The organism is Burkholderia sp. MSMB1589WGS (genome assembly GCF_001636105.1).
Lineage (GTDB): Bacteria > Pseudomonadota > Gammaproteobacteria > Burkholderiales > Burkholderiaceae > Burkholderia > Burkholderia humptydooensis.
Genome location: NZ_LNJT01000008.1, coordinates 2,336,787 through 2,359,253, shown reverse-complemented (window position 1 = coordinate 2,359,253; position 22,467 = coordinate 2,336,787). Strand labels below are relative to the sequence as shown.

At 72.1% G+C, this 22,467-nt stretch carries 18 protein-coding genes; 10 read left to right on the top strand and 8 right to left on the bottom strand.

Going from position 1 to position 22,467, the window contains the following annotated elements; all coding sequences use genetic code 11:
- Nucleotides 1–3 precede the first annotated feature (3 nt).
- The 9 genes from WT16_RS27610 to WT16_RS27570 all read left to right on the top strand — a co-directional run bounded on the left by WT16_RS27610 (nucleotide 4) and on the right by WT16_RS27570 (nucleotide 13,008).
- Nucleotides 4–2,655, top strand: coding sequence for a type VI secretion system accessory protein TagAB-5 (locus WT16_RS27610; RefSeq protein WP_063534684.1), 2,652 nt, complete (start codon nucleotides 4–6; stop codon nucleotides 2,653–2,655).
- 17 nt (nucleotides 2,656–2,672) lie between these two features.
- Nucleotides 2,673–3,737 carry a type VI secretion system accessory protein TagB-5 gene (tagB-5, locus tag WT16_RS27605; RefSeq protein ID WP_063534683.1) on the top strand — a complete coding sequence of 355 codons (1,065 nt, stop codon included), beginning with the start codon at nucleotides 2,673–2,675 and terminating at the stop codon, nucleotides 3,735–3,737.
- Nucleotides 3,734–4,486, top strand: coding sequence for a DUF3540 domain-containing protein (locus WT16_RS27600; protein ID WP_063534682.1), 753 nt, complete (start codon nucleotides 3,734–3,736; stop codon nucleotides 4,484–4,486). The genes tagB-5 and WT16_RS27600 overlap by 4 nt, the downstream gene beginning before the upstream one ends.
- Nucleotides 4,487–4,513: 27 nt before the next feature.
- Entirely contained in the window at nucleotides 4,514–4,906 is a 393-nt protein-coding gene (locus WT16_RS27595; RefSeq protein ID WP_006028877.1) for a DUF4150 domain-containing protein, read from the top strand.
- Between the two features lie 9 nt (nucleotides 4,907–4,915).
- On the top strand, nucleotides 4,916–5,692 hold the full coding sequence (tssJ, locus tag WT16_RS27590) for a type VI secretion system lipoprotein TssJ (RefSeq protein ID WP_063534681.1): 777 nt from the start codon (nucleotides 4,916–4,918) through the stop codon (nucleotides 5,690–5,692).
- A gap of 32 nt (nucleotides 5,693–5,724) precedes the next feature.
- Complete coding sequence (gene tssK / locus WT16_RS27585) at nucleotides 5,725–7,122, top strand: type VI secretion system baseplate subunit TssK (RefSeq protein WP_063534680.1); 1,398 nt, start codon at nucleotides 5,725–5,727, stop codon at nucleotides 7,120–7,122.
- On the top strand, nucleotides 7,119–7,805 hold the full coding sequence (locus WT16_RS27580) for a DotU family type IV/VI secretion system protein (protein ID WP_063534679.1): 687 nt from the start codon (nucleotides 7,119–7,121) through the stop codon (nucleotides 7,803–7,805). Before tssK ends, WT16_RS27580 begins: the two co-directional genes overlap by 4 nt.
- Nucleotides 7,802–11,689, top strand: coding sequence for a type VI secretion protein IcmF/TssM N-terminal domain-containing protein (locus WT16_RS27575; RefSeq protein WP_197486518.1), 3,888 nt, complete (start codon nucleotides 7,802–7,804; stop codon nucleotides 11,687–11,689). The genes WT16_RS27580 and WT16_RS27575 overlap by 4 nt, the downstream gene beginning before the upstream one ends.
- Before the next feature lie 179 nt (nucleotides 11,690–11,868).
- Complete coding sequence (locus WT16_RS27570; RefSeq protein WP_063534678.1) at nucleotides 11,869–13,008, top strand: Ig-like domain-containing protein; 1,140 nt, start codon at nucleotides 11,869–11,871, stop codon at nucleotides 13,006–13,008.
- On the opposite strand, the gene WT16_RS27565 is transcribed toward WT16_RS27570, so the two are convergent.
- The 5 genes from WT16_RS27565 to bopA form a co-directional block, all read right to left on the bottom strand.
- Nucleotides 12,999–14,054: an AraC family transcriptional regulator gene (locus tag WT16_RS27565; protein WP_063534677.1), complete on the bottom strand. Its 1,056-nt coding sequence runs from the start codon at nucleotides 14,052–14,054 to the stop codon at nucleotides 12,999–13,001. The two genes, WT16_RS27570 and WT16_RS27565, sit on opposite strands and share 10 nt — an antisense overlap.
- Nucleotides 14,055–14,206: 152 nt before the next feature.
- On the bottom strand, nucleotides 14,207–14,650 hold the full coding sequence (locus WT16_RS27560) for a hypothetical protein (protein WP_015604132.1): 444 nt from the start codon (nucleotides 14,648–14,650) through the stop codon (nucleotides 14,207–14,209).
- A gap of 117 nt (nucleotides 14,651–14,767) precedes the next feature.
- Nucleotides 14,768–15,439, bottom strand: coding sequence for a two-component system response regulator BprB (gene bprB, locus WT16_RS27555; RefSeq protein ID WP_075645192.1), 672 nt, complete (start codon nucleotides 15,437–15,439; stop codon nucleotides 14,768–14,770).
- Nucleotides 15,440–15,694: 255 nt separating this feature from the next.
- On the bottom strand, nucleotides 15,695–16,147 hold the full coding sequence (gene sicP / locus WT16_RS27550) for a chaperone SicP (protein ID WP_006028886.1): 453 nt from the start codon (nucleotides 16,145–16,147) through the stop codon (nucleotides 15,695–15,697).
- A complete protein-coding gene (bopA, locus tag WT16_RS27545; RefSeq protein ID WP_063534676.1) occupies nucleotides 16,144–17,697 on the bottom strand; it encodes an autophagy evasion T3SS effector BopA in 1,554 nt (517 codons plus the stop codon). Before bopA ends, sicP begins: the two co-directional genes overlap by 4 nt.
- Nucleotides 17,698–18,091: 394 nt before the next feature.
- Here bopA and WT16_RS27540 point away from each other — a divergent pair, with 394 nt between their 5' ends.
- Entirely contained in the window at nucleotides 18,092–18,877 is a 786-nt protein-coding gene (locus tag WT16_RS27540; RefSeq protein ID WP_063534675.1) for a type III secretion protein BopE, read from the top strand.
- A gap of 373 nt (nucleotides 18,878–19,250) precedes the next feature.
- Here WT16_RS27540 and WT16_RS27535 read toward each other — a convergent pair whose 3' ends face one another.
- The 3 genes from WT16_RS27535 to WT16_RS27525 are packed head-to-tail and all read right to left on the bottom strand — an operon-like array spanning nucleotide 19,251 to nucleotide 22,389.
- Nucleotides 19,251–19,805 carry a lytic transglycosylase domain-containing protein gene (locus WT16_RS27535; RefSeq protein ID WP_063534674.1) on the bottom strand — a complete coding sequence of 185 codons (555 nt, stop codon included), beginning with the start codon at nucleotides 19,803–19,805 and terminating at the stop codon, nucleotides 19,251–19,253.
- On the bottom strand, nucleotides 19,802–20,083 hold the full coding sequence (gene bapB, locus WT16_RS27530; RefSeq protein ID WP_006028890.1) for a T3SS-associated acyl carrier protein BapB: 282 nt from the start codon (nucleotides 20,081–20,083) through the stop codon (nucleotides 19,802–19,804). The genes WT16_RS27535 and bapB overlap by 4 nt, the downstream gene beginning before the upstream one ends.
- Nucleotides 20,080–22,389 carry a hypothetical protein gene (locus WT16_RS27525; RefSeq protein WP_063534673.1) on the bottom strand — a complete coding sequence of 770 codons (2,310 nt, stop codon included), beginning with the start codon at nucleotides 22,387–22,389 and terminating at the stop codon, nucleotides 20,080–20,082. The genes bapB and WT16_RS27525 overlap by 4 nt, the downstream gene beginning before the upstream one ends.
- Nucleotides 22,390–22,467: the final 78 nt, after the last annotated feature.

The window sequence follows — 22,467 nt, the reverse complement described above, 5'->3', positions numbered from 1 at the left end:
ATCATGAAAATCGTCAAACCCGAGTCGCTCGCGCTGCTGTGCCGGACACTGCGCTTCGAAGGCGTCGACCGGCTGTCGATCGGCGCGCTCGCCTGCTTTCCGCTGCGCGCCGGCGCGCCCGCCGGCCCCGGCGATCTCGCGACGGAGGCCGCGCTCTGGCAAGTCGCGCAGCAGTGGCTCGACGGGCCGCTCGACGAGGGCCTGCCGAAGCCGGCGGGCGAATTTCTCGTCTACGGCGACGCGTATGCGCCGCCGGGCCGCGAACGCGGCGCGCGCGCGCCGGTCGCGGTGCGCGCGCGCATCGGCGCGGCGTGCAAGGAGCGGCTCGTCGACGCGCGAGCGTCAGCACCGCTCGCCGAATTTCACGCGCTGCCGCCGTCGGCCCCCGAGCGCGCGCGCGATCTCGGGCCATTCGACGAACGCTGGCTGGCCGCGCGCTGGCCCCACCTGCCCGCCGGCACGCGCGCCGAGCATTTCCACACCGCGCCGCGCGACCAGCGGATCGCCGGATTCTGGCGCGGCGGCGAGGACATCGAGCTCGTCAACCTGCATGCGGACCGGCCGGTCATCGCCGGCGCGCTGCCGCGCGTTCGGGCGCGCTGCTTCGTCGAGCGCGCGATCGATGGCGCCGCGCGCATCGACGCGTGCCCGATGCGCGCGGAAACCGTCTGGCTGTTCCCCGGCGCGGCGTGCGGCATCGTCCTGTATCGCGCGCTCGCCGCGATCGACGATGAAGACGGCGACGACGTCGTGCGCGTGATCGCCGGCTGGGAAAGCGCCGACGCGCCGCCGTTGCCCGACGGCGCTTACGTCGGCCGGCCGGTGCCTGAAGACGACGGCTCTCGCCCGGCGCTCGCGCCCGCCGCCGCACCCGCGCCTGCGCCTGCGGCGATCGCCGGCGATGAAGCGCGCGCCGCTGCCGGCCGCGCGGCCGATCGAGCGCCGACCGGGCCGGCATCGGCTTCGCACGCGGAACAGCCGGCAGCGCCGGAATCGCCTGCGCCGCTGCCCGCGCCGGAACTGGCCGCGCTCGAACGGGACGCGGCGGCGCTCGCCGCGCAAACCGACGCGCTGCTCGCCGGACTGGGTATCGCCGAAGCGGACATCGCGCGTCTGCTGCCGGCGCGCGAAGCGCCCGCCGACATGAACCTGGACGAGCTCGCCGCGCTCGCGGCGGAACTCGATGCGCAGACCGCGCAATGGCAAGCGCAGTACGACGCGGCGGCGGCCGGCGGGCAACGCGATGTTTCGCCGCCCGCTTCGCCGCCCGCTTCGCCGAATTCGCAGGCGCCGGGCGACGCATCGTCGCTCGCCGACCTGCTTCGGCAAGCCGACACGCAGATCCGCACGCTCGTCGAGCAGCACGGCCTGTCGCGCGCGCAGATGGAGGCGGCCGCGCGGGACCGGCCTGAGCTCGCAGCCCTCGCGGACGCGCTCGATGCGCTCGATGCGCTCGACGCACCGCTCGACGTCGACGCGCTGACGGCCGGGCTCGCCGCGCCCGCCAGCGGCGAAGCGATCGTCGAACCGGATACGCCGGCGGAGCCGGACCGGCCACCGCCCGCGAACGGGCTCGCCGACGCCGCCCCCGCCCTCGCGGCGACGCGCCCCGCCGCGCCGCCGGCCGACGACGCGCTGCTCGCGGAACCGCTCACGCGCGAGCAGGTGATCGAGCGCCACGCGCGCGGGCTCGGCTTCGCCGGCCTCGACCTGAGCGGCCTGGATCTGTCGTCGGCCGCGCTCGAACGCGCGGACTTCCGCGATGCGCGCCTTGAACGCACCGGCTTCTCCGGCTGCCGGCTGGCCGGCGCGTCGTTCGAGCGCGCGCTGCTGTCGCGCGCCGATTTCTCGAACGCGGACCTGCGCGACGCGACCTTCGTCGATACGTCCGCCCCCGGCGCATCGTTTCGCGGCGCCGCGCTCGATCGCGCGCGCCTCGATCGCGCCGATTTCACCGGCGGCGACTTCACGCGCGCGTCGCTCGCCGACAGCCATTGCGCTCACGCGCAATTCGACGCGAGCGCGATGACCGGGCTCGCGGCCGCGCGGCTCGACGGCGCGCATGCGAGCTTCGCGGGCTGCGCGCTCGACGCCGCCGATTTCACGTCGGCGCGCGTGCCGCGCGCGAACTTCCAGCACGCGACGCTCGCGGATGCGGTGTTCGCATCCGCGCAGTGCGACGGCGCCGAATGGTACGGCGCGCGGGCGTCGCGCGCGCAGCTTCGCTCGGCATCGCTGCGCGGCTCGCGCGCAGACGCATCGACGTCGTTCCGGCACGCCGTCCTGAGCGGCGCGGCGCTCGACGGCGCGAACTGGGACGGCGTCGACCTGCGCGACGCGAATCTGCACGCCGCGACGCTCGACCGCGCGAGCCTCACGCGCGCGATCGCGAGCGGCGCGCAACTGACGCGCGCGCTCGCGCGGCACGCGGATCTGACGAAGGCCGATCTGACGCATGCGGACGCGCGCTTCTCGAACCTGCTCGGCGCGTCGCTGCGCCGCGCGCGGCTCGACGGCGCGCAACTGCAATCGAGCAACCTGTACGGCGCCGACTGCTACGGCGTCGCGCTCGGCCGATCGCAGCTCGACGGCGCGAACGTCGAGCGAACGCTCTTCACCGTGCCGGGCCGCCCCGAACTCGCCTCCCCCCGCTGATTCACTCGACGCCACCCATGTCCGACACCGTTCACGCGGCGCTCGCCGCCCTCGCCGACACCCGCACGCTATCCGGCATCGATCTTTCGGATGCCGATCTTTCCGGCCGCGATCTGTCCGGCTGCACGTTCGATCGCGTGATCCTGCGCGGCGCGAACCTGTCGGCCGCGCAGCTCGACGCGACGCGCTGGCGGCACTGCGATCTGACGGGCGCGCGCCTCGATGGCGCAACGCTCGGCGAATCGGGCTGGCACGCGGTCGCGCTGCGCGCCGCGAGCCTGCGCGCGACGACGGGCGACGCATTCGTGATGACGGACACCGACCTCGCCGGCGCGACGCTGACCGGCGCGCTGTGGGCGCGCGCGACGTTCGAGCGCGGCGATTTCTCCGCCGCGCGGTGCGCGCACGCGAAGCTGCTGCGTTGCGAAACCGTCGATTGCCGCTTCGAGCGCACCGATTTCGCGAGCGCCGAGCTCGAGCGCTTCGCGGCGATGCGCGCCGACCTGTCGACCGTGCGCTTCGACGCCACTCGCCTGACAAATGCGCTCTTCGCCGAAGCGAATCTGCGCGGGCAACGCTTCGACCGCTGCGATCTGACGATGACGCATTTCAGCGGCGCGACGCTCGCCGGCAGCGATTTCAGCAGCGCATCGCTCGTGCAGACGATGTTCTTCGACGCCGATCTCGAACGCGCGACGCTCGCCGGCGCGCGCGGTCGCCACACGCGTTTCGCGGGCGCGACGCTCGTCGGCGCGAACCTCGCCGAGGCCGCGTTCGACGAATCCGATTTCGCGCGCGCGCGCCTGTCGTCAGCGAACGCGCGCGGATTGCGCGCGCGGATGTCGCTGTTCGCGCGCGCCGATTGCGCAGGCGCGACGCTCGCGGGCGGCTGCTTCGCCTACTGCGATTTTTCGCACGCGACGCTGTCGCGCGCCGACTACGCCGGCGCCGATTTCTCGCACGCGAACCTGCACGGCGTGGACGACCGCGCCGCGCGCTGGGACGGCGCGCGCAAGACGGGCGCGCGCGCGACCGATCCCGCGCTCGCGCGGGCCGAACGATGGATCGCACCCGAACGATGACACACGACTCTCGCGCTTCGATGACGCCCCTGCCTGCTTCCTCCGCCTCCCCTGGCGCGGCCGCGCCGCTGCCGCCCGTCGACGCGCCGCGCGCATCCGGGGCCGATGCGTCGTTGCGCGCGTCTTGCGTGACGGGCCGCGCCGGCGACTGGCTATCGCTCGACGATCCCGTCGGCCGCGCGCGGCGCGCCGACGGCTGCCTGCTCGCGCCCGACGTCGGCGACCGCGTGCTGATCTGGGCGCCGGCCCGCGCCCGCGCGCACGGCGACGGCGATGCGTGCGGCGCGCCGCCCGCGTATGTGCTCGCCGTGCTCGCGCGCGCCGGCGCGCCGCACGCCGCGCTCGCGCTGCCGGGCGGCGTCGTGCTCGAGGCCGGCGCCGACGGGCTGCGCATCGACGCGCCGCGCATCGCGCTCGCGGCGCGCGACCGGATCGACGCGTGCGCGCCGCGCGTCGACGTGAGCGCGCATCGCGCACGCGTGCGTGCCGCGCATCTCGACGCGCACGCGCAGTCGATCGTCGGCCGCGCGCACGACGTGCGCCTCGTCGCGCGCCGCTTCACGTCGACGATCGGACGCGCGCTCCACACGCTCGGCGACTGCTTTCGCCGCGTGTGCGGCGTGGACGACTTGCGCGCCGCGCGCGCGCGCTGGCGGATCGACGAGCGCGCGCACCTGCACGCGCGCGACGTCACGCTACTTGCGGACCGCCACGTCGGCATCGACGGCGAGCGCATCGATCTCGGCTGACTGCTTCCTTCAATTCGGAGTTCCAACATGTTTGTCGTCACCACCGCGTCCGGCCTGTGCATGAGCCCCGCCGACGTCTGCAAGACCCCGACGCCGGGCGGCCCCGTGCCCGTCCCGTATCCGAACACCGGCCTGCCGATGATGGCCGCGTCGATCACGACGAAAGTGCTCGTCTGCGGGATGCCCGCGCTCACGAAAAAATCGACGATTCCGATGACGAACGGCGATCAGCCGGGCACCGCCGGCGGCGCGATGTCCGGAAAGATCATGGGCAAGGTCGAATTCACGGCCGGCAGCGCGAAAGTGAAGCTCGAAGGCAGCCCGGCCGTGCGGCTGACGACGCCGACGAAGCACAACGACGGCAATGCGACGGGCGCCGTGCTGCAGCCCAGCCAGCAAAAAGTGATGGTGATGAGCTGAGGCGCGGGCATGAACGAACGACACGTTTCGATGCCGTCGGCGGCGCATGCGCGCCGGCCGGTTCGGCCGCCGCAACCACGCCCCGCATGCGCCGCCGCGCTCGTTGCGCTCGCCGCGCTCACCGGCTGCGCGACGGGCGTCACCGAAGAGCAGGCGCGCGCCGACGTGCGATGGGACTACGCGCCCGATGCGCTGCGCATCGACATCGACGCATCGCCGCGGCTGAACGAATACCTGAACGCGCCGCACACGCTGCTGCTCGCAGTATTCCAAAGCGCGGACGCGCAGACGTTCCGCGAGCTCGCCGACGATCCGGACCGGCTGCGCGCGACGCTCGCGGCGGGCGGGCCCGCGGCGGACTTCATCCAGACGACGCGCTACGTCGTCGCGCCGGGCGCGCGCGTCGCGCTGTCGATCGATCGCGCGCAGCGGGCGCGCTACGTCGGCATCGTCGCCGGCTACTACGACGCCGACGGCCCCCGCGCGGCGCGCCTCTTCGACGTGCCGCTGCACATCGACAAGCGCGGCTGGTTCTCGTCCACCTATCGCGCCGCGCCGCGAACGCTCGGGCTGCGGCTCAGGCTCGGCGCGCAGAGCATCACCGACGCGCGCGAAGCGCAGTTGAACCTGCCGCCGCCCGGCGCGCGCGCATGGACGACGCTCGACAGCGGCGCGAAAACGCTGACGCTGCCGAGCGCTGACGAAAACGCGAACGCGAACGGCGGCGGCAACCGCGACAGCAACGAAAACGGCGAGGCCGCCGCCCGCGCGCCGCGCAAGCGATGACACGCGACGCATCACGAACCGGAACGAACGACATGGACAACATCTATTGGCATCAGGGGATGCTGCTGCAACCGCAACATTTTCAGTTGGCCGAACTGCATCAGCAGTTCCGCGTCGAGCCGTGGCTCGCGTCCGGCCCGCCGCATTTCTGGGGTGTCGGCGCGCTGTCGCTCGCGCAGGCCGCGATCGACCGCCGCGCGGTCGAGATCCGCTCGGCGCACCTGCTCTTTTCCGACCGCAGCTACGTCGAATATCCGGGCAACGCGGTCGTCGCCGCGCGCGCGTTCGATCCCGCGTGGCTCGACGACGGCCGCGCGCTCGTCGTGCACGTCGCGCTCAGGCGGCTCGCGCGCGGCGCGAACAACGTGACGGTGGCGTCCGCGCCCGACGCGCTGCCCGACGCCGCGACGCGCTACGCGACGCTGCCGTGCGCCGACGAGGTCGGCGACCTCTATTCGGACCAGCCGGGCGCGCCGGTGCGCACGCTCAAGCATGTGCTGAAGATCGTGTTCGGGCACGAGCTCGACGCGCTCGCCGGGCACGAGACGATCCCGATCGCGCGGATCGTGCGCGACGGCGAGCGCCTGCGGCTCGACGACGAGTTCGCGCCGCCGTGCTATGCGCTGACGGGCGCGCGCGCCTTGCTCGACCGGGTCCGCTGCATCCGCGACGAGCTCGCGGGCCGCGCGCGGCAGTTGCAGCAGTACAAGAATCCGCGCGAGATGCAGCGCGCCGAGTTCGACGCGGGCTACGCGGCGCTCCTGCTCGCGCTGCGCTCGCTGAACCGCTTCGGCCCGCTGCTGTTCCATCTCGCCGAATGCGACCGGCTGCATCCGTGGACGGTCTACGGCGTGCTGCGCCAGCTCGTCGGCGAGCTGAGCGCGTTCTCCGAGCGCTTCGACATGCTCGGCGAGACACCCGACGCGCGCGGCGGCCTGCCGCCGTATGACCACTGCGATCTCGGCGGCTGCTTCTCGCGCGCGCACGCGCTGATCGGCCATCTGCTCGACGAAATCGCGGTCGGCCCCGACTGCGTCGCGACGTTCGAGCCCGACGGCGAGCGGCAGCCCGCGCAACGGTCCGCGCGACTGCCGCCCGACGTGTTCGCGGATCGCCATCTGATCTATGTCGCGATCCGCAGCGCGCACGATCCGGACACGCTCGCGCAACGCTTCCTGCTGGGCGGCCGGATCGCGGCGACCGACGAGATGCCGCAGCTCACCGCGCTCGCGCTTCCCGGCGTCGAGCTGACCCGCCTGCCCGGCGCGCCGCCGCGGCTGCCGCGCCGCGGCGACGCGCGCTACTTCCGGATCGAGCAGGCCGGCCGGCCGTGGGACGCGATCCGGCGCGACGGCCGCATCTCGCTGCGCTGGGCCGATGCGCCGGACGACCTGCACGCGGAACTCATCGCAGTGAGGCACGCATCATGAAGCTGTCCGATTCGATGATGCCGCTCGTCGCGTATGCGCGGCAGCTCGCGCAATCGCCGCGCGGCGACGCCGCCGAAGTCGCGCTGCGGCTCGACATCCTGATCGAGCGCGCGCGCGATCACGCGGCCTGCGCGGGCGCGCCCGAAGCCGATGTCGACGACGCGCTGTTCGCGGTGTGCGCGTGGATCGACGAGGCGCTGCTGAACAGCGGCTGGGACGATGCCGACCGCTGGACGCTGCGGCTGCTGCAGAAGCGCCACTTCGACACGTCGCACGCGGGCGTCGTGTTCTTCGAGCGCCTCGACGCGCTCGACGGCGCGCGCGCGAACGTGCTCGCGGTCTATCTGCTGTGCCTGCAGCTCGGTTTTCGCGGCCGCTACGGCTACGACGGCGGCAGCCAGCCGCTCGACGCGATCCGGCGGCGCGCGCTCGACGCGTTGTCGGCGCATGCGTCACTGCCCGCCGAAGGCGAGCCGCCGTTCCCCGCCGCGTATCCGGACGACGGATATCCGGACGACGCCGGACATCCGCGCGCCGCCGCGGCCAACGCGCGCACGCGCCGCCGCATCGCGCTCGCGGGCCTGAACGTCGGGCTGCCGCTCGCGATCCTGCTGTCGCTCTATTTGATCTATCACGTCGTCATCGTGCGAATGGTCGACTCGGTGTTCCCGAGGCTGCAATGAAGACGCTCGGCATGATGATCGCGCGGATCGTCGCGCTGCTCGCGCTCGCCGCGCTCAGTTGGGCGACCTCGCTCTACTTCGACTGGCCGCTGTGGAGCGCGCCCGCCGTGTTCTGCGCGGCGCTCGCCGGATGGCTGCTGGGTGCCATCGCGCGCCGCGCGCTGCGCGCCGTTCGCGCGCGCAGGCAGCTCGCGCGGCTCGATGCGACTGAGCGCGCGCCCGCCGATCGCGACGCGCCGGAGCTGCGCGTCGCCGCGCGCTGGCGCGCGGCGCTCGACGCGCTCGAACGCGCCGCGCCCGCGCCGGGCCTGCGCGGCCGGCCGCGCGACGCGCTGCCCTGGTATCTCGTGATCGGCCGCACGGGCGCGGGCAAGACGACGGCGCTCGCGCGCGCGCGCATCGCGTCGCCGCTGCGGCGCGCGCGCCACGACGCGGCCATCGAGCCGACCGAGGACTGCGACTGGTGGTGCTTCGACGACGCGGTCGTGCTCGACCTCGCGGGCCGCTTCGCCGAGCCCGACGCGACCGACGGCGACCACCGCGCATGGAGCGCGCTCCTTGAGCAGCTCGGCCGCGCGCGTGCGCGCCGGGGCGTCAACGGCGTCGTCGTCGCGATCGACGCGCCGCGCCTCGTCGAAGCGGATCGCGACGCGCTGACGATCGACGGCTGCGCGGTCCGCGAGCGGCTCGAGCAACTGATCCGCCTGTTCGACCGGCGCTTTCCGGTCTACGTGCTCGTCACGCAATGCGACCGGCTCTACGGCTTCGACGAATGGGCCGCGCAGCTCGCGCCGGAACAACGCGATCGCGCGTTCGGCTATCTCGGCGATCACGACGCGGATGCGTTCGTCACACACGCGCTCGACAGCATCGACGCGCGGCTCGCCGCGCTGCGCGTCGCGCTGGCGGCGCGCGGCGAGCCGCCCTCGCCGCGCGCGCTGATGCTGCCGCACGAGCTCGCGCGCGTGCGGCCCGCGCTCGATGCGTTCGCGCGCGCGGCGTTCGGCTCGAACGTCTATCAGGAGACGCCGTATCTGCGCGGGCTGCTGTTCGCGAGCGGCCGGCAGGCGGGCGGCGCGCCGTCGCTGACGCTGCCCGACTGGCTCGACGCCGCGCCGGCGCGCGCGCCCGGCGACGCGGGCCTGTTCCTGCACGACGTGTTCGCGCGCGTGCTGCCGGGCGAGCGCGACGCATGGCGGCCCGTCGAGCGGCCGAGCCGCTCGCGGCTGACGCCGGCGCGCGTCGCGCTCGCCGCATGGCTCTTCGCGTGCGTCGCGGCCGGGCTGCTGATGAGCGCGTCGTTCGTCGGCGACATGCGGACCGTCGAGCTGATCCGCCGCGACTATCCCGCGCATCCGCGCTTCACGGGCGAGCTCATGCGCGATGCGGCGACGCTCGAGCGAATCGGCCGCGTGATCGCCGACGTCGAGCGGCGCGACGAGCGGCGGCTCGTGCGGCGGCTCGCGCCCCCGATTGCCGACGCGACGCCCGTCGGCCGGCTCGAAGCGGAACTGAAGCGCCGCTACGTCGCGCATTATCGGCGCTCGATCGAGCCCGCCGCCGATCGGCTGTTCTTCGGCGAGCCGGACGGCGCGAGCGACGCGCGCGCGGCTGACGACGGCGATGTCGCCGCGCGCATCCGCAATCTGGTCCGCTACGTGAACCTGATGCAGGCGCGCCTGCGCGGCGCGGATCGCGAGACGCTCGCGCGGATGCCCGCGCCGGCGGCCGTGCGCGCGCGGGATGACGACGGCGCAGGCGGCAAGCGGCGCACAAGCGACACGAGCGGCACAAGCGGCACGAGCGGCACGCGTGGCGTCGGCGGCACGAGCGACACCCGCGACACGAACGACGCAAGCGGCGCGCGCGATCGCGGCGACGGGCTGCCGCCGCGCATCGGCGCGCTCGCCGTCGGCCGGATCGCGTGGAGCGCGCCCGGCGACAGCGCGCTCGCCGCACGGCTCGCGGCCGCTCAGGCGCAGCTCGAACGGCTCGCGTACCGCGACCCGGACGGCGCGTGGCTGCTCGCGCTGCCCGACGCAACGATGCCGCGCGACGTGACGCTCGCCGACTTCTGGCCGGCCGCCGCGCCACCCGCGCCACCCGCGCTGCCTGCCGCTCAACCCGCCGCGCTGCGCGACGTGCGCGTGCCTGCCGCGCTGACGGCCGCGCATCGTCCGGCGATCGACGCGTTCCTCGACGAGATGGCGCAGGCGGTCGCGAACCGGCCGAAGTTCGCGTTCCATCGCGACGCGTTCGATGCGTGGTATCGCACGCGGCGCATCGACGCCTGGCGCGACTTCGTCGCGCGCTTCCCGCAGGGCGAGCAAGGGCTGACGACGCAAGCGCAATGGCGCGCGGTGATCGACCGGATTCCCGATCGCCGCGATCCGTTCTCGGCGTTGCTCGCACGCGTCGATCGCGAATTCGAATCCGTGCGCGACGACGCGCTGCCGCCGTGGCTGCGCTTCGTCCGGACGGCGTCGCACATGCTCGCGCCCGCGCGATTGCCCGCGGCGAGCGGCGGCCTCGGCGCGACGCTCGGCTCGATCTCGCGCAGCGGCGGCCGCGCGCTGCGCGAGGCGCTCGGCGGCGCGCCCGCGCAAGGCCGGCTCACGCTCGAGCGCGACGCCGCATTGCGCAACGCGCTCGTCGACTACGAGCGGCGCGTCGCCGCGCTCGCCGCCGACGCGCTCGCGGGGCCCGGCGCCGCCTACCGGCTCGCGGCCGACTTCCACGGCTTCGGCGTCGATCCGTCGGTGGAAGCATCCGCGATGCGCGCGGCCGACGATGCGCTGCGCGACGTCAAGCGGCTCGCGGGCGGTCGCGACGTCGGCGGCGACGTCGTCTGGAGCCTCGTCGGCGGCCCGCTGCACGCGGTGATCGCATATGTCGAGCGGCAGGCGTCGTGCGCGCTGCAAGACGACTGGGAGCGCGACGTGCTGTGGCCGCTCAGGCGCGCGGCGACGCACGACGACGCCAACGACCGGCTGTACGGCCCGCAAGGCGCGATCTGGGCGTTCGTCGACGGCCCGGCGAAGCCGTTCGTGCGCGTCGGCGCGGCGCGCGCGGCGGCGGCCGACACGCTCGGCTACCGGCTGCCGTTCACCGATGCGTTCCTGCCGCTCGTCGACGACGCGGCCGCCCGGCGCGTCGCGCAGGCGCGGCGCGAAGCCGAGCGGCGCGCGCAACAGCAGGCGGCGGCCGAGCTCGACGAGCGGATCGCGTCGCTCGGCAAGCAGATCGACGCGCTCAACGCGCAGACGGTGCGCATCGGGATCGTCGCGCAGCCGACCGACGTGAACCGCGAAGCGCAGGCCAAGCCGTTCGAGACCGTGCTGACGCTGCAATGCGCGCCGCAGGCGCGCACGCTGACGAACTACAACTTGCGCGTGTCCGAGCAGATCGACTGGCAGCCCGATCGATGCGGCGACGCGACGCTGCGCATCGCGCTCGGCGGCGTCACGCTCGTGCGCCGGTACGCGGGGCCGCTCGGCGTCGCGCGCTTCGTCCAGGACTTCCGCTACGGCGTGCGGCGCTTCGCGCCCGGCGATTTTCCGGACGCGAAAACGCAGCTCGAACGCCTCGGCGTGCGCTACGTCGACGTGCGTTACGACTTCTCGGGGCATGACGCGCTGCTCGCGCACGTCGAGCGGATCGACGCGCTCGAGCGCGAGCGCCGCGACGACATCGCGCGGCAGCGGCGCGCCGCGAGCCGGCAGGACGGCGGGGCGGGCGCGGGCGGCTCCGCGGCGAACGTTGCACGCGCGTCGTCTGCGTCGAGCACACCGGGCGCGGTGGACGCCGCGCTGCCCCGCCGCATCGGCGCGTGCTGGGGCGACCCGGCTCGCGACGGGCCCGGCGGCGGCGGCGCGCGTCCGTGATCCGCTCGTCGCCCAGTCAAGCCGCCGAATCCGCTGATGTTCACTTTCTGTTTCTGTTCACCTTCAGTCTTGCCATGATGAAACACACGTCGCCCCCCCTCGACCATCCCGACGCGCAGCCTTCGGCTCGACGCGCCGCATCTGACTCGCCCCGCGATTCGTCCCGGCTTGCCCGTGGCATGCGATCACCCCGACGCGCCGGCACGGCGCTCGCGCTGGCCGTCGCCTCCCTCGCCGGATGCGGCGGCGGCGACGATTCGAACGAATCCGCTCCGCGCGCGTTCGCGCCGCCGACCGTGCAGCTCGCGTATCCGGCGCAGCCGAACGCGCCCGTCGCGCACGGACCCAGCGGACACGCGCCGCCGGCCGCGACGCCGGCCATCCCGCCCGCCGCTGCGCCCACCGCTACGCCTGTCGCCACGCCCGCCGCTGCGCCCGGCGGCATATCCGCCGGCATCGCGCCAACGCACGCGGCGTTGCGCCGCCCGACGATCGAGCTCGAATTCGATCGCGCGATCGCGCCGCGCTCAGCAGGACGCATCGCGCTACACGGCGAAGATCGCGCGAGCGTCGCCGTCGGCGCGTTGTCGTGGCTGAGCGATCGCCGGCTCGCGTTCAGGCCGCTCGCGCCGCTCAAGTCGAACAGCCGCTACGAAATCGTGATGCCCGCCGGCATCGAGAGCGCGACGGGCGAACGGTCGGCCCATCCGCTGACGGCCAGCTTCGACACCGCGCCGACCACGCCGCCGCGCGGCCTGCGCAACCTCGGCGGCTCGTGCTTCATCAACACGGCGCTGCAGTTGGCCGTTCATTCGTCGGCGCTCGACGGCATCGTGTCGAACCAGGACGTCCCACCCGCCGTTCGCGCACTGCTCGAAGACTACGACGCCGCATCGGCCCAAGAGCTCGACGAGCAGTTGCAAGCCGCGGTCGCTGCGTTGCGCGCGACGACAAATATTCCGGACAGCGGGCCGGGATACCTGGCAGATGTGCTGATGGAACTGCGCATGCCGCTCAATGATGCGTTCGACGCATCCGACATACGCGACGCGCCTGCTGACGCCAAGGCGTTCAGGCTGAACAGCCTGTTCGACTTCGCGGCGCTGCCGAACCACGACCGGCTCGTCGCGTTCGGCTACAACACGCGCGGCCACTATGTCGCCTATGTGAAGCGGGATGGAGTCTGGTATTGCATCGACGACGTGCAGGTGAGCGTGGTCAGTGAGCAGCAGTTGCGCGATTTGCCTGCATCGTACCGTCATTCGGAGTCCAACCCGGATCTTGTTGGCGTGGCAATCGAAGTCGCAATCTATCGATGAAATGCTGATGCACGCGCCGCGTCTGCGCCTTCCGCGAAGTCGGGCGGCGCGGCTTCACCGCCGCCCCCCCGCGCGGCGCGGCGCACCTCGCCCGGCGTCCTGCCGAAGCGCCGGCGAAACAGCTTGCCGAACGTCGACTGATCGGGAAAACCGCACGCATGCGCGATCTCGCCGATGCTGAGCGTGCATTCGGGCTGCTCGAGGTAGCGCAGGCTGCGGTTCAGGCGCGCGTCGCGCAGCGCCGCCTGCACCGTCTGCGATTCGTGGCGAAACAGGCGATAGAGCTGCGTGCGCGAGCAATGGATCGCGTCGGCGATCCGCTCGGGCGTGAGCGTCGGCAGATGCAGATGCTGGTCGATGTAGCGGTACGCGGCCTGCAGCCGGTCGGCGCGCACGGGCGCGCCGCGCCGCATACGCGCCGACAGCGCCGCCTGAAGCAGCGCGCGGCCCAGTTCGGCCGCGCGCGCGAGCACGCAATCGAGCTCGTCGGACGACAACCCCGGGCCGCGATCGCCGATGAGCGCCAGCTCGGCCGCGAGAAACGGCGCGAGCCGCGCCGTCTGCAACGAAGCCGCGCTCGGCGACGCCTCCATCGCCGCCTGGCCGAGCGTGCGCCCCACCGACGCGCGCGGCAATCTGAGCGCGCTGAAACACGGCTCATCCCAGCGCACGCGCATCGGCCGGCCGCCGTCGAGCATGAACAGCTCGTTCGCGCGAAAGCGCGCATCCGGCAAGCCGGGCGCCTCGACCGTGCACTCGCCTGCGTGCAGCGCGCAGATCGTCACGTGCGCGTCGGCCGCCGCGGCGCTCAGCCATGTTTCGCTGATCCGCGCGTCGAGCGACGCGCCGCGGAAACGAACGAACCGGCCGCGCTCGCGCCGGCAGAGAAAGCCGTGCCCGTGAAACGCGCGCGCCTGCTCCGCGCGCACGTCCTCGCACTGGAACACGTGCGCACTCCAGAACGCCGTTGCGCGCGCGAGCGGCATGTCGTCAGTCGAAAAGAACTGCAGCAGCGTGCCGCTGCCGGGCGCATGCATCTTCGCCATCGTGAAGGCCGGTGAAATGTGCGACTGAAAGAGCGTCTGCCCGAGTGCGCATCGCGCGCATCATGCGTTGCGCGATGCGCAACGCATCGGTGGCCGGCGCCCGCCCGACGCAAGCCGGCGCTCCGGACGCGCGGCGCGGGCGCCGCGCGCGCTCACGGCGCCGGACGCCGCAGCCGCGTAGGCAAGACCTTGAACTTGCGATCCTCGGGCCGATCGCCGATGTGCCGGACGACCAACGCGTCGAGTTTTCTCAGCGCGCGCCGGTCGAAATACAGGCCGCGGTGCGCGACGCACTTGACTGCTTCGGCCATCTTGCCGAACAGCCCCTTCCTGTCGATCTTTTCGCTGACCCCACGAACGTTCGCGGCGATCCGGTTTTGCTTCGCGAGCAGCACCGGGGTGCTGACCGCACTGTGGAAGCGGATCGCCTTGAGCACGTCCATCCGGATCGCCTTGATCTCGCTTCTCATCGTCCGGCCGTCGCGTTCGCTCGCGACGCCGCATACGCGCCGGCCATCGCCAGTGCGTCGCGCCTGCCGTTCGACCGCGTCATGTCGATGATTCCATTGCGCGGCGATCATTCCATTCAGCTTCATGATGTCTTTCCTGTCGTGAACATTAGCGAGCGTTCATTCTCCGGCACGCTTCGGCGCGGTACTTTCACGAACCGCTCGCCGCCGCGCGCGATCGGGCGCTTGCCCGCGCGGGCCGCGCTACATGGCGGGCGCGCAGGCGTTCGCGTATCCGTATCGATACGCCCAGTGGATCACATTCGCGACGTTGCGCGCGCCGAGCTTCTGCATCAGCCGCTGCCGATGGCAATCCACCGTCTTCGGACTGATGTTCAGCAGCGATGCGATCTCGCGATTGCGCATCCCGTCGGCAATCAGCTTCAGCACCTGCTTCTCGCGCCGCGTGAGCTCGTCGACGGGGGACGGAGGCGTGCGGCCGCCGGCCGCCGACGCGATCCTTGCCCCGTCGAGCGACGGGTCGATGTGGACGCGCCCCGCCATCACGCGCCGGACCGCCTGCACGATGCCGTCCGGGCTGCACCACTTCAGCAGATAGCCCGACGCGCCGAGGCGGATCGCATCCGCCGCGCGCGCCTCCGATCCGAGCGCGGTGAAGACGACGAACCGCACGTCCGGATGCGCGCGCAGGATCTCGCTCATCGCCGGCAGCGGATCGTCGCCCGGCAGCATCACGTCCATCAGCACGAGATCCGGGCGGTCGCGCCCGCACCGGTCGCTCGCCTCGGCCATGTCGGCCGCCCCGCCCACGTCGATCCCCGCATACGCCTTGCCGAGCACGACCTCGATGCCGTCGCGCACGATCGGATGGCTGTCGACGACGAGCACCCTTTCACACTTTCTCTCTACGACCATAATCGATTCTTTGTTGCTCCAAAGCATCCTCTCCCGCGCGCCCGCTCACGTGACGCGTCGCCCGAACGGCGCGCAGCCCTTCCCGCCACGCCCACCCGCGCCCTTGAACGTAGCGCGCGCGCATCACCGGAAAATTTCAGATCCGTTTCATTCGCTCATTCGCTCATTCGCTCATTCGTTCGTCGTCCGGCGACCGCGGCGGCGCGTCAACGGACATCGCGCATCACAACCAGACACGGTCCGCTCCGCGTCGATTCAGCCGCGCAACGCGCGGGCCGCGCGCGAATCCGCCGGACGGTCCCGCGCGCCGGCGTCGTAGATGCCCACCTGCTCGAATGCGCCGATCAGGCTTTCGAGACGCGACGCGAACGCCTCGAATGCGTCGACGAATTCGCGCGCGCCGAGATTCGCCGTCGCGATGCGCTCGATCAGCATCACGGCTGCCGTGTCGCCGTCGAAGCCGAGACCGCCGCCGCCCGCCTCCGCCAAGTCGAGATTGATGGCGAGCATCCGCCTCCAGAGTTCCGCTGGCGCATGCGCCGGAAATTCGCCGACCATTCCATACAGCACGAGCGCATCGGGCCGTTCGCGAATCGAGATCATCAGTTGCGCGTCGAGCAGCAGGAAACACTGCCCGTTCTCGTCGAAATCGAGCGGCATGCCCGCCGCTTCGCCCAGCGCATTCAACCATTCGGTATGCGTATTCATCGTTCGGGTGCTCCGTCTGAAGTCTGAATCATGGGATTCGAATCGGCGTCGATCGCGATCGACATGAACGCCTCGATCTGCCCGACCATCGCGTGCGCGGCCAGTATTCGCAGCGCGCCCCGATCGTCCTGCGGCGGCGCGCCTAGATGCCGGCCGAGCGTTTCGACGAACACGCGCGCCTTGCGCGTCAGCGCCGCGACATCGTCGCGAGCCGACGGCGCGCAGCGCTTCATCGCATCGGCGAGATCCGCGTCCGCGCGATCGCGATGCTTGCCGGATCGCGCGGCAGACAGCTCGGCGAAGTACGCGCCGATCCGTTCGACTTCGCGCGCGTGATCGCCGAGCCGCGCTTGCCGCGGCGCGTGCGCGGCGCGGCCGGCCGATGTCGCGCCGGCCGTCGAAAACGCGCGCCACGCCTGCTGCACCGATGCGCTGCCGCCCAGCCGATCGCAGCAGCGCGCGACGTCCGCGCGCTGCTGGTTCAGCGTGTCGATCCTCGACTGCACGGCCTGCGCGTATGCATGCGCGCGATTCGGGTCCTCGGAGACCCATGCGGCCGCATACGGCACGAAGTGCTCGGCGCCGCCGGAGCGCAGCACGCGCAGCGCGATCGACGCGCAGTTTTCCTCCGTGCTGATCATCTGGTATCTGAGCTCACCCGTCGCCGCCGCTTCCTTCACGGTTCGCGCATCGCGCAACATCGCCGCTTCGTTCAGCCCGAACAGCACGAACGTGTCCCGGCCGGCCGCGTCGCGCTTGTCGCGGTTGAATCCGATCGCGGGGAAGTACACCTTGCGCGCGCTCAGCCCCCATTGCCGCTCCTTATCCAGTTTCTGCCCCGCTCTCGGGAAAAAACGCGCGGCGCGAAGCTCCGCGTCGCCAAGAGGATCGTAGGCTTCCTTCTGGATCTTTCCTCTCGCGATCTCGCCTCGCCACAGATTGCGCACGGTTTCCGCACCGATTTCCGATCGCTTGTCCCGGCGATATCCGTTCAGCGCTTCCGCTTCGACACGCCCGAATCCCTTACCATCGAAAGGTTCGAGCGGCCACCAACTGACGTGCTCGTAGACATGCCGGCCTGCATCGGCGTCCGCCTGATTCTTGATCGTCAGCGACGCGTGTCCCGGATGATCGAGACCTCGGCATTCCCACGACCGAAACACGATCTGGCGCGCCAGCGGTTTCGCATCGCCCGTGCCGTGAAAATGTTCGGCGATCGACACCATGTTGCGCACGAGCCGCCGATCGAGCGGCGCGCCGTCGCGCCGTGCGCCGTAGTCGAACGCGGCCCTGGCGCCTTCCGCGCCATATCGCTTCGACAGCGCGAGCACGAACACCTCGAGCGCGCGGCGGTTTTCAGTGCGGGCCTGCTCGGCATAGCGCCGCACCGCGTCGCAATGCTTGAGCAGCGGGACGTGCGCGAGGAACGCGAACAGCCGCTCCTTCATGCCCAGCCTCGCGACCGACGCGGTTGGCCCGCGCCCGCCGTCGCCGACCACGACGCGCGCGCCGGATCGTGCGCTTGCGACGAATGCATCGACATTGATCATCAAGTCCTCCCTTCGCTACGAGACATTCCGATACGGCGCGGCAGCCGCGCTGGCCGCCGCGCATGGCCGTCGAACGGATCGTCGCCCCGGCGCACGCCAACGCGTTGGGCGGACGGCACGTCAATCCCGCTCGACATCGAAATCGATGCTGAAGACATTCGTCCGGCGTCGCTTTCAGATTCCGCTCAGTCAGCGCGCACACGTCGGTTCGTCGCGGAAACGGACGCGCACGCACGCCGCCGCAAATGAGCAATTTATGGAATCGGACGAGGCGGCCCGCTCCATAAAATCGAATCGATCCGGACATCCGCTTTGCGCATGCGCCTTCGCCGAACGAAACGCGGCGCGGAAGCGGACGTGCCGGATTCCGTTTCCACTCAACCGAGAGCACGACATGACTTACAACCCGAGAATCGGCGGATTCACGCACGTCAGAAAGGCGTCGTTCGACGTTCACGTCAAGCGCTGCGAATCGCGGCCGCGCACGTCGTTCGCACAGCAGATCAAGCGCATCTTCAACAAGATCGGCGAGACGCTCGGGCAGTTGTTCCGCCGCAGCGCGCCGGACTGCGCGCCCGGGCGGGTCAAGCTGCAGGGCGTTCGCTACGTCGGCAGCCATCGCCCCGCCGGCGACCCGAAACAGGCGATCCGGCATTTCGTCGACGAGGCGGTCAAGCAGGTCGCCCACGCGCGCACCCCTGAAATCCGGCAAGACGCGAAGTTCGGCCGGCAGGTCTACGAAGCAACGCTCTGCGCGATCTTCAGCGAAGCGAAGGACCGGTTCTGCATGGACCCGGCCACGCGCGCGGGCAACGCGCGGCCGGCGTTCGTCAAGGCGCTCGGCGAAGCGGCGTGCGCAACCGGGCTGCCCGGCGCCGACAAGCAAGGCGTGTTCACGCCGAGCGGCGCCGGCACGAATCCGCTTTACGCCGAAATCCGGCAGCGCGCCGATACGCTGATGGGCGCCGAGCTGGCCGCGCGCCCGGAGTATCGCGAGCTTCAGCCGTATGCGCGGCAACAGGCGATCGACCTCGTCGCGAGCGCGTTGCCGGCCGAGCGTTCGGACGCGCTCGCCCGCTTCCGGCAGACGGTGCAGACGCTCGACGCCACGTACCGCCGAGCGGCGGAAGAGGCGCCGCGCGATGCGAAGGGGACAACGGACGCGCCGGGCGCCGCGTGACGATGTAGCGTGGTCCGGATCGTCCGGCGGGCCCGCCTGGATGATCCGGATCGCGGAGTTCGGCCAGTTCGCAGCATCCGCGGAATTCGATGGATTCGATGGATTCGGCCGACTCGGGAGCCGCAATCGATTCGCCGGCCCCGGCTCGATTCATGGCCCGGGCCGGCCCGCGTTTCAGCGCTCGATCGATCGCGGCTCGATCGCCATTCGATCACGGCCCATTCGTCGAATATCCGTCGGGCATCGGGCGATGCGCGACACCGCGGAGCGAGTCGCACGCCGACGCGGCACGCATCGGATTCCTGATCGCCAGCCGCCATCGAAGCGGCGACGCACGCTCATGGCGGCGCGGGCACCCGCCGCCGCCGCGATCTCACTGCACCGACGCTTCCTCGATGACGAGCCCCGGCTCACGCGCCGGCATCGCGCGCGCCGCGTCCCGCTGCGCCGTCGCTTTTCTTGCCCAGGGCCGCGCGACATAGACGTCGTGAACCGCGCGCGCGTAGCGGTCGCTCAAGCCCGGCGTGCGAGAGTGATACGCGCCGACTGCACGCCACGTGTCGCCGTATTGATCGATCTGCCGGCGCAGCAGCGCCGCGCCCACACGTGCGTTGACCGACGCGTCGTACAGACGGCGAAGGTCGATTCCCTGATCCCGCAGCGCCAGCAAATGCACCGAATTGATCTGCATCAGGCCGATGTCGGTCGAGCCGTCGTCGTTGCGATGCAGCGCGCGCGGATTCAGCCCCGACTCGTAATACGCGATCGAGCGCAGCAGATCGGCGTTGACGCGGTAGCGCCGCGCGGCGTCGTCGATGCAGTCCGCATGCGCGACGCCGCCCGCCCACACGATGCCGACCGCGAACGCCGCAGCCACGCGCGCGACGCGTGCGCGCATGCGCGCCGCCGCGGATCGGCGCGCGCTCATGTCCGGCTCGCGCCGTCCGGCTGCGCGGCCGCGCCGAGCAGCGCGGCGACGTCGGCAACCGTCGCGACGTCGGCAAGCCGCGCGCGATCGAGCCGGATGTTCCAGCGCTCGTCGAGCTCCATCGCGAGTTCGATCAATTCGAGCGAATCCATCGCCAGATCGTCGAGCAGCCGCTGCTCCGGCGCTATCCGCGCTTCCGGCACGCCCAGCATGCCGGCCAGCAGCGCTGCCGCCGCCGCGAGCGCGGCGGCGTCGTTCGGGCGCGAGCCGGCCGTCATCGCTTCGCGCCCTTGTCGATCGAATCGACCCAGCCGACGCGCGTCGCGCCTTCGGTCGTCACGATTCGGCCGGCCGGCTCGACGGGCGGATACGTCCTCGCCGGACGCGAGCCCGCGTCCGGCTTCGGCCAGCCGGCGCCGGGCCGCGATGCGCGCCGGGCAGCCGCATCGGCCACATCAGCCGGCGCGGACTGCGCCGACGACAATGCATCGTCGTCGACGAGCGGATAAAGGCCCGCGCGCTCCAACTGCGCACGGTTCATCTGCCGCGGATCGGCGCGGCGCGGCGCGAGCGCGGACGGACGCGGCCAGGGGCCGCCGTCGGGCGCGGCGATCGATGCGTCGCTCGACGTGACGCGCGATGCGACGGTAGGGGCGGCCGGCGTCAAAGCCGGCGCGAACGAAGACGACGATGAAGACGAAAGCGCGGGCGCGGATGCGGACATGGACGCGGACACATTGCGCCGCGAACCGGCAAACGGGTCGATCCGGCTGAAGCCTTCCGTCGACCGGAGCGGCGCGTCGCCGCCTGCGCGGACCCACTTGCCGCTTGCCGGATCGCGAGACCACGAACCGGTCGCGGGCGGCATGCCCGGCGCGGAATCGCCAGTACCGCCGCTACGCGCGTCCGCAGCATCCGCGGCAGCCGCCGCGCGTTCGTCAATGGGCTGCCCGCCCGAACGCCCATTCGAGTCATTCGACCGGGCGACTCGCGCACCGTCCGCGTCACGGCCCGCGCCTTGCGCGCGCACGTCCCCGATGCGCGGCTGCGCTGAGCCCGTCGCCCCGCCATGCGACGCACCGGCAGCGCCTGCTCCGGGCGTCACGCGCGCGCCGACGCGACTGAACGGATCGATCCGCGTCGCGCCTTCGGTGGTCCTGACGACCGGATCGGCCCGGTCCATTCGCCACTTGCCGTCGTCGCCGCGCCGCCACGCGCCCGTCGGCGGGGCGTCGGCGCCGACGCCCCGGTCAACGGTCGCCGGCGGCGGCATCCGCCGATCGACGGACGGCGCGCTCGCCACCGGCGCCGGCGCATCGCCGCGCGCGTCGGCCGGCGGCGAGCCCGGCGCGCCGTTCGACGCCCGCGCGAACGACACCGGCGCTTTCACGACGGTCGCGCGAGCGCTCACGCGCCCGCGCGCGGGACCGTTCGCATCATCGGCCGGACGCTGCGCGCGCGGCGGATCGCTGGCGTCCATCCGTGTCAGCAGCGCGCCGATCATCCTGCCGAGATCGCCGACGAGTTTCTCGAGCCCGTCGAGGTTTACGTTCACGTTGTTTTCGTTATGGTTGTTGACGACGACCGGCGCGACCGATTGCGGCGTCGCGTCCGGCGCGGGCCCGCCGTGCGGGGCCGTCGGCGCGCCGCCCGGATCAGCGCCCGGATCGGCGCCCGGCCGCTTCAGTGCAACGTCGTTCAGCAACTGATCAGTACGCCCGAGCAGATCGAGCGCGGTGCCGACCATGTCGACGAGATTCGTCGCGTGGCGCGCGCCGAGCGCGAAGCGCTGCGCGGCGTCGGCCATCCTGAGCTGCGCGTCGCCGCCGTGCCGGTTCACCATCCCGTTCGTGCGCACGTGCCCGTCCATCCGGCCGCCGAGCCGCTCGGACACGAGCGCGCCCGCCGCCGCGTCGCCGCGCTCGCGCGCACGGCCGAACATCGCGCTCGCGACGCCGTCGGCCCTCAGTAACGCGCCGACGCGCTCGCAGAGCTTCCGGTAGTCCTTGTTGCCCTCGACGCACAGATCGCGCGACGCCGAGCCGTTCCTCGCGCCCGCTCGCGCGGCGGCCGCGAGGAACGACGCGAGCGCGTCGCCGATTCCGGCGAACGTCGTCGCATGGCTCGCGTCGTCGACCGTCAGGTGCAGCGCGTGCACCGTCATCGCGAGATGGTCGAGCGCACGGCGATCGTGGCCGCCCAGTTGCGCGACGAGCGTCGTCAGCGCGCCGCGACGCTCGCCCGCGAGTTCGCCCAGATACGCACGCGCCTGTTCGAGCGACGTCGCGCCGTGCGGCTGGCCGGCCGTAGCGGCCGTCGCGCGCGGGTCGTCCTCGGGCGGCTGCATCGCGCACGACGACACGGTGTCGAGGCGCTGCCGGAACGATTCACGTAGCGCGGACGCGCTGCGATCGTTCTCGACGCCGCGCCGCGTGCCTATGACTGGCAACGTATGCCGGCGCGCGCTCGCCACGCGCGCCACGTCGGCCGGGAAGCCGCCGCGCCCGGACGAACGCGGAGCGCCGCCGGCGACCGCGGCCGGCGTGCTGTTGAGGGACGAAGATCGGTGAATGGACGGCGGCATGACGAATTTTTTTCCTCTTGTCGGTTGCTTCGGATCGGGGCAGGACCCGCGCGAGCGCGCGCCGTCGCCGCAATGGCG

Excerpts from the sequence above, each read along its gene's own strand:
- WT16_RS27610 (WP_063534684.1), top strand. The coding sequence starts at position 4 with ATGAAAATCGTCAAACCCGAGTCGCTCGCGCTGCTGTGCCGGACACTG.
- tagB-5 (WP_063534683.1), top strand. The coding sequence starts at position 2,673 with ATGTCCGACACCGTTCACGCGGCGCTCGCCGCCCTCGCCGACACCCGC.
- WT16_RS27600 (WP_063534682.1), top strand. The coding sequence starts at position 3,734 with ATGACACACGACTCTCGCGCTTCGATGACGCCCCTGCCTGCTTCCTCC.
- WT16_RS27595 (WP_006028877.1), top strand. The coding sequence starts at position 4,514 with ATGTTTGTCGTCACCACCGCGTCCGGCCTGTGCATGAGCCCCGCCGAC.
- tssJ (WP_063534681.1), top strand. The coding sequence starts at position 4,916 with ATGAACGAACGACACGTTTCGATGCCGTCGGCGGCGCATGCGCGCCGG.
- tssK (WP_063534680.1), top strand. The coding sequence starts at position 5,725 with ATGGACAACATCTATTGGCATCAGGGGATGCTGCTGCAACCGCAACAT.
- WT16_RS27580 (WP_063534679.1), top strand. The coding sequence starts at position 7,119 with ATGAAGCTGTCCGATTCGATGATGCCGCTCGTCGCGTATGCGCGGCAG.
- WT16_RS27575 (WP_197486518.1), top strand. The coding sequence starts at position 7,802 with ATGAAGACGCTCGGCATGATGATCGCGCGGATCGTCGCGCTGCTCGCG.
- WT16_RS27570 (WP_063534678.1), top strand. The coding sequence starts at position 11,869 with ATGCGATCACCCCGACGCGCCGGCACGGCGCTCGCGCTGGCCGTCGCC.
- WT16_RS27565 (WP_063534677.1), bottom strand. The coding sequence starts at position 14,054 with ATGGCGAAGATGCATGCGCCCGGCAGCGGCACGCTGCTGCAGTTCTTT.
- WT16_RS27560 (WP_015604132.1), bottom strand. The coding sequence starts at position 14,650 with ATGAAGCTGAATGGAATGATCGCCGCGCAATGGAATCATCGACATGAC.
- bprB (WP_075645192.1), bottom strand. The coding sequence starts at position 15,439 with ATGGTCGTAGAGAGAAAGTGTGAAAGGGTGCTCGTCGTCGACAGCCAT.
- sicP (WP_006028886.1), bottom strand. The coding sequence starts at position 16,147 with ATGAATACGCATACCGAATGGTTGAATGCGCTGGGCGAAGCGGCGGGC.
- bopA (WP_063534676.1), bottom strand. The coding sequence starts at position 17,697 with ATGATCAATGTCGATGCATTCGTCGCAAGCGCACGATCCGGCGCGCGC.
- WT16_RS27540 (WP_063534675.1), top strand. The coding sequence starts at position 18,092 with ATGACTTACAACCCGAGAATCGGCGGATTCACGCACGTCAGAAAGGCG.
- WT16_RS27535 (WP_063534674.1), bottom strand. The coding sequence starts at position 19,805 with ATGAGCGCGCGCCGATCCGCGGCGGCGCGCATGCGCGCACGCGTCGCG.
- bapB (WP_006028890.1), bottom strand. The coding sequence starts at position 20,083 with ATGACGGCCGGCTCGCGCCCGAACGACGCCGCCGCGCTCGCGGCGGCG.
- WT16_RS27525 (WP_063534673.1), bottom strand. The coding sequence starts at position 22,389 with ATGCCGCCGTCCATTCACCGATCTTCGTCCCTCAACAGCACGCCGGCC.